The 14,339-nt window shown below is 70.7% G+C and carries 18 protein-coding genes and 1 tRNA gene; 6 read left to right on the forward strand and 13 right to left on the reverse strand.

What is annotated here, in order from left to right:
* Positions 1–49 precede the first annotated feature (49 nt).
* The 3 genes from HD557_RS20355 to HD557_RS20365 form a co-directional block, all read right to left on the reverse strand.
* A complete protein-coding gene (locus HD557_RS20355) occupies positions 50–436 on the reverse strand; it encodes a hypothetical protein (RefSeq protein WP_040755306.1) in 387 nt (128 codons plus the stop codon).
* 84 nt (positions 437–520) lie between these two features.
* Positions 521–1,342, reverse strand: a complete 822-nt coding sequence (locus tag HD557_RS20360) for an aldo/keto reductase (RefSeq protein WP_196875224.1) — start codon at positions 1,340–1,342, stop codon at positions 521–523.
* Positions 1,343–1,371: 29 nt separating this feature from the next.
* Positions 1,372–2,553: an MFS transporter gene (locus HD557_RS20365; protein WP_196875225.1), complete on the reverse strand. Its 1,182-nt coding sequence runs from the start codon at positions 2,551–2,553 to the stop codon at positions 1,372–1,374.
* Positions 2,554–2,694: 141 nt separating this feature from the next.
* Here HD557_RS20365 and HD557_RS20370 point away from each other — a divergent pair, with 141 nt between their 5' ends.
* Positions 2,695–3,141, forward strand: coding sequence for a MarR family winged helix-turn-helix transcriptional regulator (locus tag HD557_RS20370; RefSeq protein WP_008359194.1), 447 nt, complete (start codon positions 2,695–2,697; stop codon positions 3,139–3,141).
* A gap of 191 nt (positions 3,142–3,332) precedes the next feature.
* Here HD557_RS20370 and HD557_RS20375 read toward each other — a convergent pair whose 3' ends face one another.
* The 3 genes from HD557_RS20375 to HD557_RS20385 are packed head-to-tail and all read right to left on the reverse strand — an operon-like array spanning position 3,333 to position 5,429.
* Positions 3,333–3,941: a response regulator transcription factor gene (locus tag HD557_RS20375; protein ID WP_196875226.1), complete on the reverse strand. Its 609-nt coding sequence runs from the start codon at positions 3,939–3,941 to the stop codon at positions 3,333–3,335.
* Positions 3,938–5,011 carry a sensor histidine kinase gene (locus HD557_RS20380; RefSeq protein WP_196875227.1) on the reverse strand — a complete coding sequence of 358 codons (1,074 nt, stop codon included), beginning with the start codon at positions 5,009–5,011 and terminating at the stop codon, positions 3,938–3,940. Before HD557_RS20380 ends, HD557_RS20375 begins: the two co-directional genes overlap by 4 nt.
* 10 nt (positions 5,012–5,021) lie before the next feature.
* Positions 5,022–5,429 (reverse strand): DUF6069 family protein, encoded by a 408-nt coding sequence (locus HD557_RS20385; RefSeq protein WP_196875228.1) that lies wholly within the window; start codon positions 5,427–5,429, stop codon positions 5,022–5,024.
* Positions 5,430–5,564: 135 nt separating this feature from the next.
* Between HD557_RS20385 and HD557_RS20390 the strand changes: the two genes are divergently transcribed.
* The gene (locus HD557_RS20390) at positions 5,565–6,218 is read left to right on the forward strand and encodes an NAD(P)H-binding protein (RefSeq protein ID WP_196875229.1); all 654 of its coding nucleotides are present in this window, start codon (positions 5,565–5,567) and stop codon (positions 6,216–6,218) included.
* 9 nt (positions 6,219–6,227) lie between these two features.
* Here the strand turns inward: HD557_RS20390 and HD557_RS20395 are convergent, their stop codons facing one another.
* From HD557_RS20395 to HD557_RS20405, 3 genes are read right to left on the reverse strand one after another with little or no spacing between them, the layout of a single operon-like run.
* Positions 6,228–6,746 (reverse strand): mycothiol transferase, encoded by a 519-nt coding sequence (locus tag HD557_RS20395; RefSeq protein WP_196875230.1) that lies wholly within the window; start codon positions 6,744–6,746, stop codon positions 6,228–6,230.
* Positions 6,747–6,769: 23 nt separating this feature from the next.
* Complete coding sequence (locus tag HD557_RS20400; RefSeq protein ID WP_196875231.1) at positions 6,770–7,843, reverse strand: NAD(P)H-dependent flavin oxidoreductase; 1,074 nt, start codon at positions 7,841–7,843, stop codon at positions 6,770–6,772.
* Positions 7,844–7,853: 10 nt separating this feature from the next.
* A complete protein-coding gene (locus tag HD557_RS20405) occupies positions 7,854–8,300 on the reverse strand; it encodes a group II truncated hemoglobin (RefSeq protein WP_196875232.1) in 447 nt (148 codons plus the stop codon).
* A gap of 80 nt (positions 8,301–8,380) precedes the next feature.
* Between HD557_RS20405 and HD557_RS20410 the strand changes: the two genes are divergently transcribed.
* Entirely contained in the window at positions 8,381–8,962 is a 582-nt protein-coding gene (locus tag HD557_RS20410; protein WP_196875233.1) for a dihydrofolate reductase family protein, read from the forward strand.
* Between the two features lie 18 nt (positions 8,963–8,980).
* On the opposite strand, the gene HD557_RS20415 is transcribed toward HD557_RS20410, so the two are convergent.
* The 4 genes from HD557_RS20415 to HD557_RS20430 all read right to left on the reverse strand — a co-directional run bounded on the left by HD557_RS20415 (position 8,981) and on the right by HD557_RS20430 (position 12,475).
* Positions 8,981–10,306 (reverse strand): alpha/beta hydrolase family protein, encoded by a 1,326-nt coding sequence (locus HD557_RS20415; protein WP_231380383.1) that lies wholly within the window; start codon positions 10,304–10,306, stop codon positions 8,981–8,983.
* A 105-nt stretch (positions 10,307–10,411) separates the two neighbouring features.
* Complete coding sequence (locus HD557_RS20420) at positions 10,412–10,828, reverse strand: limonene-1,2-epoxide hydrolase family protein (protein ID WP_008359214.1); 417 nt, start codon at positions 10,826–10,828, stop codon at positions 10,412–10,414.
* Between the two features lie 4 nt (positions 10,829–10,832).
* Complete coding sequence (locus HD557_RS20425) at positions 10,833–11,600, reverse strand: FkbM family methyltransferase (protein WP_196875235.1); 768 nt, start codon at positions 11,598–11,600, stop codon at positions 10,833–10,835.
* A gap of 116 nt (positions 11,601–11,716) precedes the next feature.
* On the reverse strand, positions 11,717–12,475 hold the full coding sequence (locus HD557_RS20430; RefSeq protein ID WP_231380384.1) for a DsbA family protein: 759 nt from the start codon (positions 12,473–12,475) through the stop codon (positions 11,717–11,719).
* Positions 12,476–12,580: 105 nt separating this feature from the next.
* Here HD557_RS20430 and orn point away from each other — a divergent pair, with 105 nt between their 5' ends.
* The 3 genes from orn (at position 12,581) to HD557_RS20445 (ending at position 14,337) form a co-directional block, all read left to right on the forward strand.
* Positions 12,581–13,249, forward strand: coding sequence for an oligoribonuclease (gene orn / locus HD557_RS20435; RefSeq protein ID WP_008359220.1), 669 nt, complete (start codon positions 12,581–12,583; stop codon positions 13,247–13,249).
* A gap of 48 nt (positions 13,250–13,297) precedes the next feature.
* A tRNA-His gene (locus HD557_RS20440) sits at positions 13,298–13,373 on the forward strand.
* A gap of 88 nt (positions 13,374–13,461) precedes the next feature.
* Positions 13,462–14,337, forward strand: a complete 876-nt coding sequence (locus tag HD557_RS20445) for a bifunctional helix-turn-helix transcriptional regulator/GNAT family N-acetyltransferase (RefSeq protein ID WP_008359222.1) — start codon at positions 13,462–13,464, stop codon at positions 14,335–14,337.
* Positions 14,338–14,339 lie beyond the last annotated feature (2 nt).

Below are 14,339 nucleotides of genomic sequence, written 5' to 3' on the forward strand. Positions count from 1 at the left end.
GCCTGTCGCCCTCAATTGCCGGCGGCTGCGAGGACCGGCGCCGACCTCCTCAGTCGGTCAGGCGCAGGTCGTCCTCAGCCCGGGGCGGCAGGTTGGAGAGGGCGGTCTGGACCAGCGCGACGCGGGCCTTGACCGTGACCGCCCGGCGGAGCCGGCCGACGTCGTCACCGATGTGGCGCTCGACGGACTCGCGGATCTGCTCCTCCGGGAAGGACGGGCGACCACCGACCGGGACGTCGACGTCGGGGAGGTCGGTGAGCACCGGGAAGATCTGGGTGCCGATGCTGTCCAGGAGCTTGAAGCGCTGGAACCGGTCGGTCTCGTCCCAGACCTTGTCGATGTCTGCACCGCCCTTGCGGAACCTCCGGCCGGAGGCCAGGAAGGTCTTCGCCGTCCCGGTCAGGGCCACGGTGAGCTCGTGCTCGGTCAATCGCATGAGCCAAGCATGCCCCCAACCAGGACGGACACCACCCCTGGGCCGATCACCGATCGATAACACCTGCCCCGGCCGACCAGGAGGTCAGGCGGCGTTGAACGTCGCCGGGTCCGGGCCGGTGCGGCCGTCGCTCTCCAGGGCGTCGATCGCGGCGAGGTCGGCGTCGGTGAGATCGAAGCCGAACACGTCGATGTTCTGCGCGATCCGCGACGGGGTCACCGACTTGGGGATCACGATCCGGCCCTGCTGGAGGTGCCAGCGCAGGATCACCTGGGCGGTGGTACGGCCGAGGCGGCCGGCGATCGCGGTGATGACCGGATTCTCGAGCATGGCGCCCTGAGCGAGCGGGCTCCACGCCTCGGTCGCGATCCCGAGTCGGTCGTCGGCGGCCGCCGTCGCGCGCTGCTGCAGCGCCGGGTGCAGCTCGATCTGGTTGACGGCCGGCACCGTGCCGCCGAGGGTCACGATCCGGTCGAGGTGCTCGGGCAGGAAGTTGGAGACGCCGATCGCGCGGGTCTGGCCCGCGGCGTACAGCTCCTCGAGTCCCTGCCAGGCGGCGGCGTACAGATCGCGGCCGGGGGTGGGCCAGTGGATCAGGTAGAGGTCGACGTGGTCGAGGCCGAGGAGCTCGAGGCTCTTCTCGTACGCCTCGGCCGGCCGCTCGTGGTCGGCGTTCCAGAGCTTCGTGGTGATGAAGAGCTCCTCGCGGGCGGTGCCGGACTTCGCGAGGGCGCGGCCGACGCCGGCCTCGTTGCCGTAGACGGCCGCGGTGTCGATGCTGCGGTAGCCGGCCTCGAGCGCCGCGGTCACGGCCGCCTCGGTCTCGTCGTTCGGCACCTGGAAGACGCCGTAGCCGAGCTGCGGCATCTCGACGCCGTTGTTGAGGGTGATGGTCGGGATGGTCATGACTTCCTTCTCTTCGAGGTGGGTGAGGTTCAGGCAGGGACGGGAACGGACGTACGCCGCTCGCCCCCGGGCGCACGGACGGCGACCAGCAGCACGAGGAGACCGAGCGCGGTGACCCCGGCGCCCGCCCACAGCGGCGAGGTGTAGCCGAGTCCGGCGGCGAGGGTGAGGCCGCCGATCCACGCGCCGAGCGCGTTGCCGACGTTGAAGGCGGCGATGTTGGCGCCGGAGGCGAGGGTGGGTGCCCGGTCGGCGTACCCCATCACCCGCATCTGCAGGGCCGGCACCGTGCCGAAGCCGACCGCGCCCATCAGAACCAGCGCGACGACGGTCAGCACCTGGCTGGTGGCGACGAGGGCGAAGACGGCGAGGACGACGGTCAGCGCTGCCAGGAGGACGCCGAGGGTGCGGACCAGGTCACGGTCGGCGGCGCGGCCGCCCACGATGTTGCCGAAGAACAGGCCGACGCCGAAGAGGACGAGCAGCAGCGGGACGGCGCCGGCGGAGAAGCCGCTGACCTCGGTCAGGGTGAAGGCGATGTAGGTGAACCCGCCGAACATGCCGCCGTAGCCGAGCACGGTCAGGGCGATCGAGAACCAGACCTGCGGGCTGGCGAAGGCGGCCAGCTCGGTGCGTACGGCCGGGGCGGCCTCCTCGTTGCGGCCGGTGTGGGCCGGGACCAGGAGCGCGATGCCGATGAAGGCGATGACGCCGATCACGGTGATGGCCCAGAAGGTCGAGCGCCAGCCGGCGGCCTGGCCGAGCAGGGTGCCGAGCGGCACACCGAGGACGTTCGCGAGGGTGAGGCCGCCGAACATGAAGGCGATGGCACTCGCCTTACGCTCCGGGGCGACCAGCTGCGCGGCGACGACGGCGCCGATGCCGAAGAACGCGCCGTGGCATAGGGCGGCGATGATCCGGCCGACCATCATCGTGGCGTAGTCGGGCGAGATCGCCGAGATCAGGTTGCCGATGATGAACAGCACCATCAGGCCCAGCAGGGCGGACTTCCGGGGCACGCGGGTGAGCGCGAGGGTCAGGGCGATCGCGCCGATCGCGACGCTGAGGGCATAGCCGGAGATGAGGTAGCCGGCGGTGGTCTCGCTGACCGCGAAGTCGGTGGAGACCTCGGGCAGCAGGCCCATGATGACGAACTCGGTGAGGCCGATGCCGAACCCTCCGATCGCGAGGGCTAGCAGTGCGACGGGCATGGATGACTCCTGAACGTGGACGGGTTGCGTCTGTCGATAGTCCGCGTGCGCAGTAGTTGCACACGCTTCATATTTATAGTTGCACGCGCGCACTATCCGCGCAACTCGGGTATGCTTGGAAGTGTCCACGAAGGAGGACCCATGGGAATCGCTGACGACGCCGTCGAGATCCGCGCTCAGGGCTGGCGCACGCTGGCCGCCGTGCACGGACTGATCGAGGCCGCGCTCGAGAAGGCGCTGCAGCGCGAGCACGGGCTGTCGGTCGTCGAGTTCACCGTCCTCGACGCGCTCAGCCGCCAGGACGGCTGGCACATGCGCATGCAGCAGCTGGCCCGCGCGGCAGCCCTCTCCTCCTCGGCCACGACCCGCCTGGTCACCCGCCTGGAGAACCGCAACCTCCTCACCCGGATCCTGTGCGCCGACGACCGGCGCGGGATCTACACCGAGCTCACGCCCGCCGGACGGGCGCTGCTGAAGAAGGCGCGTCCGTTGCACGACGAGGTGCTGCGTACGGCTCTGGACGAGGCCGCCGAGATCCCCGAGCTCGCGCCGCTCGTGCACGCGCTCGGAACGTTGTCGCCCGCCTGACCAGGCCGGCGCAGAACCCCACGGGCTTCGCTCGTTGCTAGCTGGCGCCGCTCCGGCGAGGTCGCCGCGCGGGGTGAAGGAAAATTCGTTCGCCGTCGCTGGGTGAACGAACTTTCATTCGCGATCGCCGAGTGAACGAACTTTCATTCGTCCCTCGCGGGTGAATGAATTTTCGTTCACCCGACAGGAGATCAGCTCAGCCAGCCGTTGCGGCGGGCGGTCAGAGCAGCCTCGGTCTTGTTGCGGGTGCTGGTCTTACCGATCGCGGCGGAGAGGTAGTTGCGGACGGTGCTCGGGGAGAGGAACAGGCGCGAGGCGATGTCGGCGATGCTCGACCCGTCCTCGGAGGCCGCGAGCACGTCACGCTCGCGCGAGGTCAGCGGATTCGGGGCGGCGCGAAGCGTGGCGGCGGCCAGATCCGGGTCGAGAACCGTCTCGCCGCGCAGCACCCGGCGGATCGCGTCGGCCAGCTCCTCGACCGGTCCGTCCTTGACCAGGAAGCCGACCGCGCCCGCGGCCATCGCCTCGCGCACATAGCCGGGTCGCGAGAACGTCGTCAGGATCATCACCCGGCACTCCGGGAGCCGCGCAGTCAGCTCGCGTGCGGCCTCGAGACCGCTGATGCCGGGCAGCTCGATGTCGAGCAGCGCCACGTCGGGGCGCACCTCGAGCGCGGTCGGCACGATCTCGGTGCCGGCGCCGACCTGGGCGACCACCTCGAGGTCGTCCTCGAGCCCGAGCAGCACGGCGAGCGCGCCACGCATCATCGCCTGGTCCTCGGCCAGCAGGATGCGGATCACGATGCCGGCACCGTCGCCTCGAGGCGAAAACCTTCGGCCCCAGGAAGCACGTCGAGGCGACCGTCGACGGCACGGAGCCGCTGCCGCAGGCCCTCGAGCCCGCCGGACCTCTCGCTCGCTCCGCTCGGGCCCGCCGGTCCGCCCACCCCGTCGTCGACCACGGCGAGCCGGAACTCACCACCGTCCTCGGTGAGCTCGAAGCGGCAGCTGGCCGCCCCGGAGTGGCGCAGTACGTTGGTGGCCCCCTCGCGCACGACCCAGGCGAGCGCCTGGCCGGCGATGTCGGGCACCTCGCTCGGGGCAGCGGTCACCGACGTACGGATCCCGGCGGCGTCGAGAGCACGGCGTGCGCCGTCGAGCTCCTCGGCCAGGGAGAGCGTCTTCATCTGGTCGACGGCGACCCGGACGTCGGCCAGGGCTGCGCGGCCGACCTCCTCGATGTCCGCCGCGTGCGCGGCGGCCGCCTCGGGATCACGAGCCGCCAGGCGGCGTACGGCCTCGGCCTTGACGACCATCACGCTCAGCGTGTGGCCGAGCAGGTCGTGGAGGTCGCGGGACATCCGGGCGCGCTCCTCGGCCACGGCCGCGCGGGCCAGCTCCTCGCGGGTGCGGCGGAGCTGCTCGACGGCCTCGATGAGGCGCAGGAAGGACGTCGTGGTGATGCCGCTGAGCAGGGTGCCGCCGACGCTGAGCAGGTAGGCGTCGCCGATGCCCTCGATCACCGCGATCGAGACCGCGACCCCGACCGTGGCCACGGCGATGGCGACCAGCAGACGCCAGCCGCGCAGCACCGCCGGGGAGACGATGGCCAGCACTCCCCAGACGGTCTGCCAGCCCTCGCCCTGCATCGCGGCGAGCGCGATCAGAGCGACGAGCGAGGGCAGCAGGACGGGGATGCGCTCGGTGACGACGAGGGCGACCGCGGCCGCCGCGATCGCCAGCACCAGAGCGACCTGGCCGAACGCCGGCAAGAGCCCGTCGGAGAGATTGAGCAATGGGAAGAGCAGCAGCACCGGCAGCCACACCAGCACCACGCCGTGGCGCTGGAGGTGACACCTCAGGCCGGACACGCTCGTCACTTTACCGTCGCCGCAGGCCGGCGATGACCACAACGGCCACGACGACGTGCAGGCTCACGAGCCCCAGCCCGGCGGCCACGGTGAGCGCGCTGGTCGGCGTGATCAGCGAGACCGACGCGATCCCGACGGCGAGCATCGTCCAGCGCCTGGTCCCGCGCTCGGAGCGGCCCTCCCACCACCGCAGCAGCGCGCCGCCGGCGAGCCCGATCAGCAAGCTGCTGAGGATGACCGAGCCGATTCCGATCTGCTGCGCCCCCGACCCCGACTTCACCTCGAGGTCCACTCCCCCGGCCGCGGTCCACAGCACCCAGACGACCGTCGCCGCGACGGCCGCAGCGGCCGCCGTCCCCACGATCCGCGGCCACCCGATTCGGGTGCGCTGCGGGATCTCGTTCGTCACCGTTGTCATGCGAGTCCTCCGTCTCCACCACCCACCGTGGGTGGTGTCTCCAGACTCGCGCCCGAGGGATCTCGGGCGGCAGAGGTGAATGTCCGGACCCGATGGTGACAATTGTCAGTGGCCTCGTATGCCTAGGGTGAGAGCATGCGCATCGCCATCGTCGGCGGCCACGGCAAGGTCGCCCTGCACCTCCATCCGATCCTCGCCGCCGCGGGGCACACCCCGCTCGCGCTCGTACGCAGCGAGAGCTACCGAGCCGAGCTCGAGGCGCTCGGCGCCGAGGTCGGCCTGCTCGACATCGAGAACCAGGACGCCGACGGGTTCGCCGCCGCCTTCGCGGGCTGCGACGCGGTGGTCTTCGCCGCCGGGGGCGGCCCCGACGGCAACAAGGAGCGCAAGCGCACCGTCGACCTGGAGGGCTCGACGAAGTCGATCGCCGGCGCGGAGGAAGCCGGCATCAAGCGCTTCGTGCAGGTCTCGGCGATCAACGTCGACGAGCCGGTCCCGGCCGATGCCGGCGAGGTCTGGAAGGCCTACGTCGAGGCCAAGCGCGACGCCGACATCGCCCTGCGCGACAGCGATCTGGAGTGGACCATCCTGCGTCCCGGCGGCCTCACCGACGAGCCCGGGACCGGGCGGGTGAAGCTGGCCCCGAAGCTCGACCGCGACACCATCCCGCGCGCCGACGTGGCCGCGGTCATCGCCGCGGTGATCGACGACGCCGCCACCGTCGGCAAGCAGTGGGAGCTGGTCTCCGGCGACGCCACGGTCGACGAGGCCATCGCCGCCGTGCTCTGAGGCTCGCTCTCAGCGGAGAGCGAGCAGCCCCTTGACGTACGCCGCCTGGCCGATGTGCTGGGCGGCGTCGTCGACGACGCTGACCAGCCGCACTGCAGCGGTGACCGGCGGGTCCCAGCGCTCGTCGATGACGCGCGCGAGATCCTCGTCGCTCAGCGAGTCGACCAGCTCGAGGGTCGCCGCGTGGACGGCCTCGTAGTAGCCGGTCAGCAGCGTCGGGTCCTCCAGCCGGAAGGCCGCGACCTCTGCGGCCGACTGCCCGTAGCCCATCGCACGCGGCCGATAGGGCAGCCCGAACCGCTCCACCCAGCCGTCCCTCGCCCACACCTCGTCGGTGCCGGCGAGCGGTGCGATCTGGGCATCCTCCATCCGGCCGATGTGCCACAGGGTCCAGGCGATCGAGTTGGCCCCGTCGTACGGCCGCCACAGCAGGTCGTCGACCGAGAGGCCGTCGACGATCGCGGGGAGGTTCTCCGCGATCCGGCCGAAGCCGTCCGCGAGCAGGCGCTGGGAACAGGTTTGGCTCATGCTCTCCGTTCTACACCGCCGTCCTACTCCGCGTCGGGAAGGAGACTTCGGGCCTCGCTCCACATCCGGGTGACGATGTCGGCCGCGGGCTCGGCGACGGCGCGGCCGGCGGCCTGCCCGGCCCAGTGGTTGGCGCGGTCGAGAGCCACCGCCGCGGCCTCGTCGGGCGTGCCCTTGCGCCACCTGCCGACCAGCCGGCGCTGGTGCGGGTAGGGCGCGGGCGAGGGCGAGTCCGGGGCCTGCCAGGAACGCACATAGGGCGTCGGGGCCGCGCGGCCGAGGCGGCCGGAGTAGGCCCGGGTGGCGACCGTGTCCTCCGGCTCGAGCCCGTCCAGCGAGGCCGCCCAGGCGTCGGCGATCCCGGTCTCGGGCGAACGCAGCAGCGCACTGCCGACCTGCACGGCGCTCGCGCCGAGGGTCAGCGCCGCGGCGACGCCACGGCCGTCGGCGATCCCTCCGGTGGCGATGACCGGCAGGTCCACGCCGTCGACGATGTGCGGGAGCAGCGCGAACAGTCCCACGGCCGTACGCTCCGCCGTCTCCGCCTCGAAGACGCCACGATGCCCGCCGGCCTCGAGTCCCTGGGCGACGATGGCGTCCGCACCGGCCTCCTGGGCGGCCCGAGCCTCGGCCAGGGTCGTGGCGCACGCGAACCAGGCGATCCCCGCCTCGTGCAGACGGTCCACGTAGTCGGGCGAGAAGAGACCCATGATCGAGGAGACGACCGTCGGCCGGGCGGCGAGCATCGCCTCGCACTGCTCCTCGAACGAGGGCGCGGGAGGCTGCTCGGGGCCCGGCGTACCGAACCTCCCGAGGAACTCCTCCGCGGCCGCGATCCTGGCCTGGTCGTCGTCGATCGGGTCGGGAATCCAGATGTTCAGCTGCAGCGGACCCGCCGACATCGACCGGAACTCGGCGGTCCATTCCGCGATCCGTTGCGGCGAGTCGAGCACCACGCCCGCCGCCCCCATCCCGCCGGCATCGGCCACCGCGGCCGCCGCGGCGGGCGGACACGCACCCGCCATCGGCGCCTGAAGGATCGGCATCGAGAGGCCGTACGCCTCGCAGAACTCCTGAGCACGTCGTCGGGCGGTCATGCGATCCAGGTTAGTGCGCGATCAGCCCGTCGTGGCCCCAACGGGGCGTCGGCCCGGGGTCGCCGAGATCGGTGCCGGGCGGGTCCTGGGAGACGTCCTTCGCGATCGCGGTGCCCCAGTCGAAGTAGGCCATCAGCGTCTTGTGCAGCTCGGGCCGGTCGGCCAGCACCTCCTCGATGGCGGCCTGCATCAGCTCGAGCCAGCGCTGCCGGTGCTCCTCGCGGATCCCGAGGCCGAGGTGCACCTTCAACAGAGCCTGGTGGCCGCCGAGGGTGGCGGTGAAGTCGGCCGGGCCGCCGAAGATCTCGCCCAGCCAGACCGCCACCCGCTCGACATGCGTGGGTGTGAAGCTCGCGAACACCGGCGCGAGGAGCTCGTCGGCCAGCACCCTCTCGTAGAACGCGTCGCTCAGCCGGCGCAGCGCGGGAGCACCGCCGAGGTCGTCGTACAAGGTCATGCCTCACCATCACGCGCGTCCGGCGGATACGCAACGAAATACTTGTGGCGGCAGGTGGGCCCGCGCGGCAGGATCTGCACATGCGCACCCTCATCTACTCAGCGTTCGTATCCCTCGACGGCGTCGTCGACTCCCCCGGCGGCGGCTCGCCGTCCGAGCAGCACCGCAGCGGTGGCTGGACCTTCAAGGACATCGAGTTCCTGCCGGAGGCCTACGCCATCAAGGGCAGCGAGATGGAGGAGGCCGGCGCGCTGATGTTCGGTCGCCGCAGCTACGAGGCCTTCGCCCCGATCTGGCCCGACATCGAGGACTTCGCGGTGGTCAAGGAGATCCCGAAGTACGTCGTCTCGACCTCCCTCGGCGAGGAGGCTCTGGTCGAGGGCTGGGGCCCGCAGAACATCGTGAGGTCGCTGGACGAGGTCGAGAAGCTCAAGCAGGGCGACGGCGGCCCGATCCTGATCGCCGGCAGCGCCGAGCTCGCCCGCAACCTCTCCGACGCCGGCCTGATCGACCGCTACCACCTGCTCGTCTTCCCGGTGGTCCTCGGCGCCGGGAAGTCGCTGTGGAGCGAGACCGACAAGGACAAGCAGATGCTGACGCTGGTCGAGTCGGAGACCTACGCCAACGGCATCCTCAAGCTCGTCTACGACGTCGTCCGCTGACTCCGGCCAGGACGACGCTCAGGGGCAGCGCGCGTAGAGGCGGCGCGACCCGGTCCCGTACGCACCGGGATCGGTGAACGCGCAGCCGTAGTCGGGTGCGGCGACCGCGGCCCGGTCGAGCACGTCGTCGCCGGCCGGGCGGTCGCCGTGCTCGACCCAGCCGATGAGGTCGCCCCAGGCGGCCGAGGCCTCGGCGGGGCTGAACTCGCAGTGCCCGGCGGACCGGATCGCCCGCTGCACGACCAGACCGTCGCGGTGGTGGCGCTTCACCTCACGCAGGTAGATCTGCTCCAGCGAGAACGGCACGAACATGTCGCCGAGGTTGTGCAGGCTCACCACGGGTGCGCTCGGACGTCCGGAGATCCGCGAGGGCGCGTTGAGCCGGTGGCTGTAGCGCCCGGCCGGGTCGGCGGGGGCGATCCGCTCGATCTCGCTGTTGAGGTCGACCGGCGAGCTCGGCGTGTAGACGGTGTCCTGGTTGGTCGCGACCCGGGCGATGTTGAAGGCCAGCGTGCCGCCGTCGTCGACCGAGGGCAGCGAGAACAGGAAGTCCTTCCACTGCCCGAAGGCCGCGGTGGCGCCCGGCCGGGGGCCACCGCTGCGCTCGATGGTCATCGCCCGCAGCTGCTCGCCCTCCGGCGTCAGCGTGCCGTCCAGCCCCAGCCGCTCCTTGATCACCGGGACGTCGGCGCTCTGGTAGTCCGCGCCGTAGGGGTAGGCGTCGTACCCGGCGAGCGCCTGGGCGCCGAGGTTGTAGTCGACGAAGAAGTCGAAGAGCTCCACGTCGCCCAGCTGCCCGCACATCGGCATCGCGCCGTCGTAGAAGCCCGGATACTGCTCCAGCGAGCGCCCGATCACGTGCCCGCCCATCGACACCCCGGTCACGTACGTGCGGCTGGCGCGGCGGGGCAGCAGCTCGGAGGCGTACGCCGCCAGGTCCCGCGTCGAGCGCACCCCGGCACCCACGTCGTAGCCGTTGGTCGAGTAGCTCGACGCCGCCCAGGCGTAGCCCTGCTCGAGGAACGTACGCCGCAGCCCGAACGCCGGGGTCTCCGGCGTCAGCGTGTAGCTGAGCCCGCGGTAGCCGTGGGCCCACATCACCAGCTCGCCGTTCCAGTCCGCCGGCACCTCGAGGATGTACGCAGCGTGCTCGTGCACGCCCTGACGCACCGTGGTCTCCTCGCCGCCGACGACGATCGGCGCCACCGCCGGGTTGCTGATCGTGTAGCCCGGCAGCGGCTGGTCACCGGGTGGCTCGGGGTCGGCGAGGACCGGGCCGGTCGAGGCGACCAGGGCGGAAGCGGTCAGGAGCAGGGCGAGGAGAGCGGCTGACGCACGAGGCATGCCTCCGAGCGTAGGGCTCGCTGTGACCCGCGTCACAAGAACAGCGCACGAGGTGCCTCGTACGCTGCGCACAACACCGTTCGGCGGGTCAGCGGGGTCAGCGGGTCAGCGCCCGACGGCCTTCCGGATCGCGCCGAACGCAGCCTGGCCGACGCCCTTGATGCCCGCCGCGATGAACGTCGTCCAGTCGAAGTAGTCGCGCCAGAGCACGATCTTGCCGTCGCGCACCTCGAAGGTGCCGCACACCCAGAACTCGGCGGAGACCGAGCCGCGGCTGAGCACGTCGATGCGCTCGGTGAGCACCACCGGGCCGTTGGCCGCGATGTTGATCATCCGGACCTCGAAGCCGGTGGCGTACTTCCCCATGACCCGCAGCTGGCGCCCGACCTCGGACAGGCCACGGGCCGGCGGCAGGGGCACGTTCTGGTAGGTGACGTCGTCCGCGCACAGCGCCAGCGCCGCGTCGACCTCTCCGGTCTCGAGCGCGGCCAGGAACTGCTCGACGATCTGGATCTCGGTCATGCCGTCACGCTATCGCCGATCCGGCGGCAAGGGCAGGGCTCAGCACGACGCAGTCCTGGCGGTGCAGCGTGGGTTCGTCGAGAAGCTCCTCGACGGCGATGCGCTCGCCGGGCACCCGCCGCAGCACGGTCGAGTCCTTCTCCTTGACGAACACGTCGCGGGTCCGCGCCAGCTCGGCAAGGTAGCCGCGGTCCATGTGCTCGATCTCGAGCATCAACGCCCAGCGCTCCGTGCCCTCCAGCGACCCGGCGGCGCCGTCGACGACCTCCCGCTCGAAGCCCTCGACGTCCACCTTCACGCAGAACGACCGCCCCGAGCCGCCGAGCACCTCGTCGAGGGTGGTGACCTCGACGTCGCGGAGCTGCCAGCGGGCCGAGCCGTCGTGGCGCTCGTCGTACAGCGACGACGTCCCCGACCAGGTCCGGTCGACCGCGAACCGCGCCGTGCCGGGCCTGTCGGCGACGGCCTGCGAGCGAAGGTCGATCGCGACGCCTCGGGCCTCGAGGGTCTTGCGCAGGACCTTGTGCAGCGATGTGTTCGGTTCGAACCCGATCAGCTCCGCACCCGCCGGGATCTCCACCCCGACAAGCATCTCGCCGTAGTTCACGCCGATGTCGATCACGGTCTGCCACTCGTGCAGCCCGAGCGCCACCCGCCACAGCTCCAGCGAGCCACGGATGATCCGTCCCTTGTTGGCGATCAGGCCGAGAGCCCGCGGATCGGTCGGCTTCACATAGATCCGATGGCCTTCTTCGGTTGTCGCGTACGCCATCTCGAGCACCTTCGCCTAGGGGTCTTCGGCCCAGCCGCCATGGGCTGTCGCCGAACCGTACGGTGCCTACCGAAACGGCAGCCGAACCCTGGGCAACGCGGATCCGGCCGTAAGCGTCAGGAGAGCTGCTCGGCCAGGTTCGCGGCGATCTCCTCGAAGGAGTTGCCGTCCGCGAACTGCTCACCGTCGAGGAGGATCGTCGGGGTGCCCTGGACGCCGTCGTCGACAGCAGCCTGCGTGGCGGCGTCGGCCCAGGCCTTGCCGTCGAGGTTCTCGATACGGTCCTTGACCGCGGACTCCTCGGCGCCGGCCTCGACGGCGAGGTCGACGAGGTCGGCGCCCTCGGGGAAGGGACCGGACTCGCTGGGCTGGTTCTCGAAGAGCAGGTCGTGGAACTTCTTGGCGACCTCGTCGCCTGCTTCCTCCTGGACGACCGCGAAGGCCGAGGTGGCGAGCTCGGAGTAGGGGCCGATCTGGTCGAGGAGCACGAACGGGCGGTAGTCGACCTGCACCTTGCCGTCGGCGGCGAGCTCGGCGAGATCCTCGCGGGACGCGGCCTCGAAGTCGCCGCAGTAGGGGCACAGGAAGTCCTCGTAGATGACGACCTTGTGGGGCGCGTCGTCGGGGCCGATCACCAGACCGTGCTCGCTGCTGCCGGCTTCGGGCGCGGCGATCTCGCTGTCCCCGGAGCGGCTCAGGCTGAACCAGACGAGGCCGCCGACGATCACGGCGATGGCGGCGCAGACCGCCACGACGGTGAGGATCGACTTGCGGGCCTGCTTCTTGCGCAGAGCCTCCAGCTCCGCGGCGGCCTTGGCAGCGCGGGCCTCACGCTTCTCCTTGCGCGAGGGGCTGCTGGCTGAATCCGTGCTCATGGGGCCAACATAGGTCGGTCTCCTGAGTGCATGCTGAAACCACGCCATGGGAACCGTTATCACATCGTCTCCTAACCCTCCGCGAAGCCGTTGAGCAGCGGCGTTATGGTGCTCTGCGTGGCTTCACTGAACGAACGTCTGGTCTGGATCGACTGCGAGATGACCGGGTTGTCCCTCGAGAACGACGCGCTCATCGAGGTGGCGGCCCTCGTCACCGACTTCGATCTCAACGTGCTCGGCGACGGGGTCGACATCATCATCAAACCCCCGGCCGAGGCGCTGGAGCAGATGGACGACTTCGTTCGCGACATGCACACCAAGTCCGGCCTGCTGGTCGAGCTCGAGAACGGTGTGACGATGCGTGAGGCGGAGGAGCAGGTCCTGGCGTACGTCTGGGAGCACTGCGGCAAGGACTCCCGGCCGCCCCTCGGCGGCAACACGGTGGCCACCGACCGCAACTTCCTCGCCCGCGACATGCCCGAGCTGGAGGGGTTCCTGCACTACCGCAACGTCGACGTCTCCTCGATCAAGGAGCTGTCGCGCCGCTGGTTCCCGCGGGCCTACTTCTCGGCTCCCCCGAAGCGCGGCAACCACCGCGCGCTGGCCGACATCCAGGAGTCGATCGAGGAGCTTCGCTACTACCGCGAGGCGGTCTTCGTGCCGATGCCCGGCCCGGACTCCGACACGGCCAAGGAGATCGCCGCCCGGCACGGCGCCTCGATCACCGGCCTGATCGATCCCGACGAGGTCGCCGATTCCACAGATCCGGCCTGATTCCCCTATGCTTTCTGCTGGCTCGGACATGCGCTGTCCGGGTCGATGGTGGGCGTAGCTCAGCTGGTAGAGCATCGCGTTGTGGTCGCGAGGGTCGCGGGTTCAAGCCCCGTCGCTCACCCCATGTAAACGGCCCGTCCGAGAGGACGGGCCGTTCGTGATTTGCAGGAATTCCCTTGGGTCCACGGAAGTACCTGACTAAAGTCAGATACATGACAGTGGATACCTCGGTGATGCGCAAGTTCAACATGAGCTACGTCCGCCGCGTGGGAGCGCTCGAAGAGTCCTTCCTCGGCAGCGGTCTCCCCTACGGCACGGCGCGGATCCTCTACGAGATCGGCCTCGGCGCCGAATCCGTCCAGGACCTGCGCATTCGCCTCGGCGGCCTGGACTCCGGCTACGTCAGCCGGATGCTGCGGACCCTGGAGAGCAAGGGATACGTCGCGACGAAGCGTGACCCGGCCGACGGCCGGCGCCGGCTCGTGGTGCTCACCGAGGACGGCCTCAAGCAGTGGGACGACCTCGAGCGGCGCTCGGAGGAGCGCGCCCACCTCCTGCTCGACCCGCTGACGCAGCGGCAGCGTGACCGCCTCAACGAGGCGCTGGCCACCGCCGACCTGCTGGTGCGAGCGGCCACGATCACCATCGAGCCGGTCGACCCGCGCGACCCGATGGCCCAGGAGGCGATGGGCCACTACTTCGCCGAGATCGGCGAGCGGTTCGGGTTCACCGTCGGCGACGAGGGGTTCGGCGACGACCCCTCCCTCCGGCCGCCGCACGGCTCTTTCTTCGTCGCCGCCAGCGACGGCGCCCCGGTCGCCTCGGGCGGGGTGCGGGAGTTCGACGGCACCGGTGAGATCAAGCGGATGTGGGTGGACCCCGCCTGGCGCGGCGCCGGCCTCGGCTCACGCCTGCTGCGCCACCTGGAGGCCGAGGCGCTGCGGCTGGGCCACCGGGTCGTACGCCTCGACACCCGTGACGTCCTCACCGAGGCGATCGGCATGTACGAGCGAGCCGGCTACGAGCGCATCGACCGCTACAACGACAACCCGCACGCCACCCACTTCTTCCGCAAGCAGCTGGGCTGAAT

The sequence above is a fragment of the Nocardioides luteus genome (genome assembly GCF_015752315.1).
Taxonomy (GTDB): Bacteria; Actinomycetota; Actinomycetes; order Propionibacteriales; family Nocardioidaceae; genus Nocardioides.

Bases quoted from the DNA above. Each gene is read 5' to 3' on its own strand.
- HD557_RS20365 (WP_196875225.1), bottom strand. From the start codon at position 2,553: ATGCCCGTCGCACTGCTAGCCCTCGCGATCGGAGGGTTCGGCATCGGC.
- HD557_RS20430 (WP_231380384.1), bottom strand. From the start codon at position 12,475: ATGAGCACGGATTCAGCCAGCAGCCCCTCGCGCAAGGAGAAGCGTGAG.
- HD557_RS20370 (WP_008359194.1), top strand. From the start codon at position 2,695: ATGGGAATCGCTGACGACGCCGTCGAGATCCGCGCTCAGGGCTGGCGC.
- HD557_RS20425 (WP_196875235.1), bottom strand. From the start codon at position 11,600: ATGGCGTACGCGACAACCGAAGAAGGCCATCGGATCTATGTGAAGCCG.
- HD557_RS20360 (WP_196875224.1), bottom strand. From the start codon at position 1,342: ATGACCATCCCGACCATCACCCTCAACAACGGCGTCGAGATGCCGCAG.
- HD557_RS20420 (WP_008359214.1), bottom strand. From the start codon at position 10,828: ATGACCGAGATCCAGATCGTCGAGCAGTTCCTGGCCGCGCTCGAGACC.
- orn (WP_008359220.1), top strand. From the start codon at position 12,581: ATGGTGCTCTGCGTGGCTTCACTGAACGAACGTCTGGTCTGGATCGAC.
- HD557_RS20405 (WP_196875232.1), bottom strand. From the start codon at position 8,300: ATGACCTTGTACGACGACCTCGGCGGTGCTCCCGCGCTGCGCCGGCTG.
- HD557_RS20415 (WP_231380383.1), bottom strand. From the start codon at position 10,306: ATGCCTCGTGCGTCAGCCGCTCTCCTCGCCCTGCTCCTGACCGCTTCC.
- HD557_RS20355 (WP_040755306.1), bottom strand. From the start codon at position 436: ATGCGATTGACCGAGCACGAGCTCACCGTGGCCCTGACCGGGACGGCG.
- HD557_RS20400 (WP_196875231.1), bottom strand. From the start codon at position 7,843: ATGACCGCCCGACGACGTGCTCAGGAGTTCTGCGAGGCGTACGGCCTC.
- HD557_RS20390 (WP_196875229.1), top strand. From the start codon at position 5,565: ATGCGCATCGCCATCGTCGGCGGCCACGGCAAGGTCGCCCTGCACCTC.
- HD557_RS20385 (WP_196875228.1), bottom strand. From the start codon at position 5,429: ATGACAACGGTGACGAACGAGATCCCGCAGCGCACCCGAATCGGGTGG.
- HD557_RS20410 (WP_196875233.1), top strand. From the start codon at position 8,381: ATGCGCACCCTCATCTACTCAGCGTTCGTATCCCTCGACGGCGTCGTC.
- HD557_RS20445 (WP_008359222.1), top strand. From the start codon at position 13,462: ATGACAGTGGATACCTCGGTGATGCGCAAGTTCAACATGAGCTACGTC.
- HD557_RS20395 (WP_196875230.1), bottom strand. From the start codon at position 6,746: ATGAGCCAAACCTGTTCCCAGCGCCTGCTCGCGGACGGCTTCGGCCGG.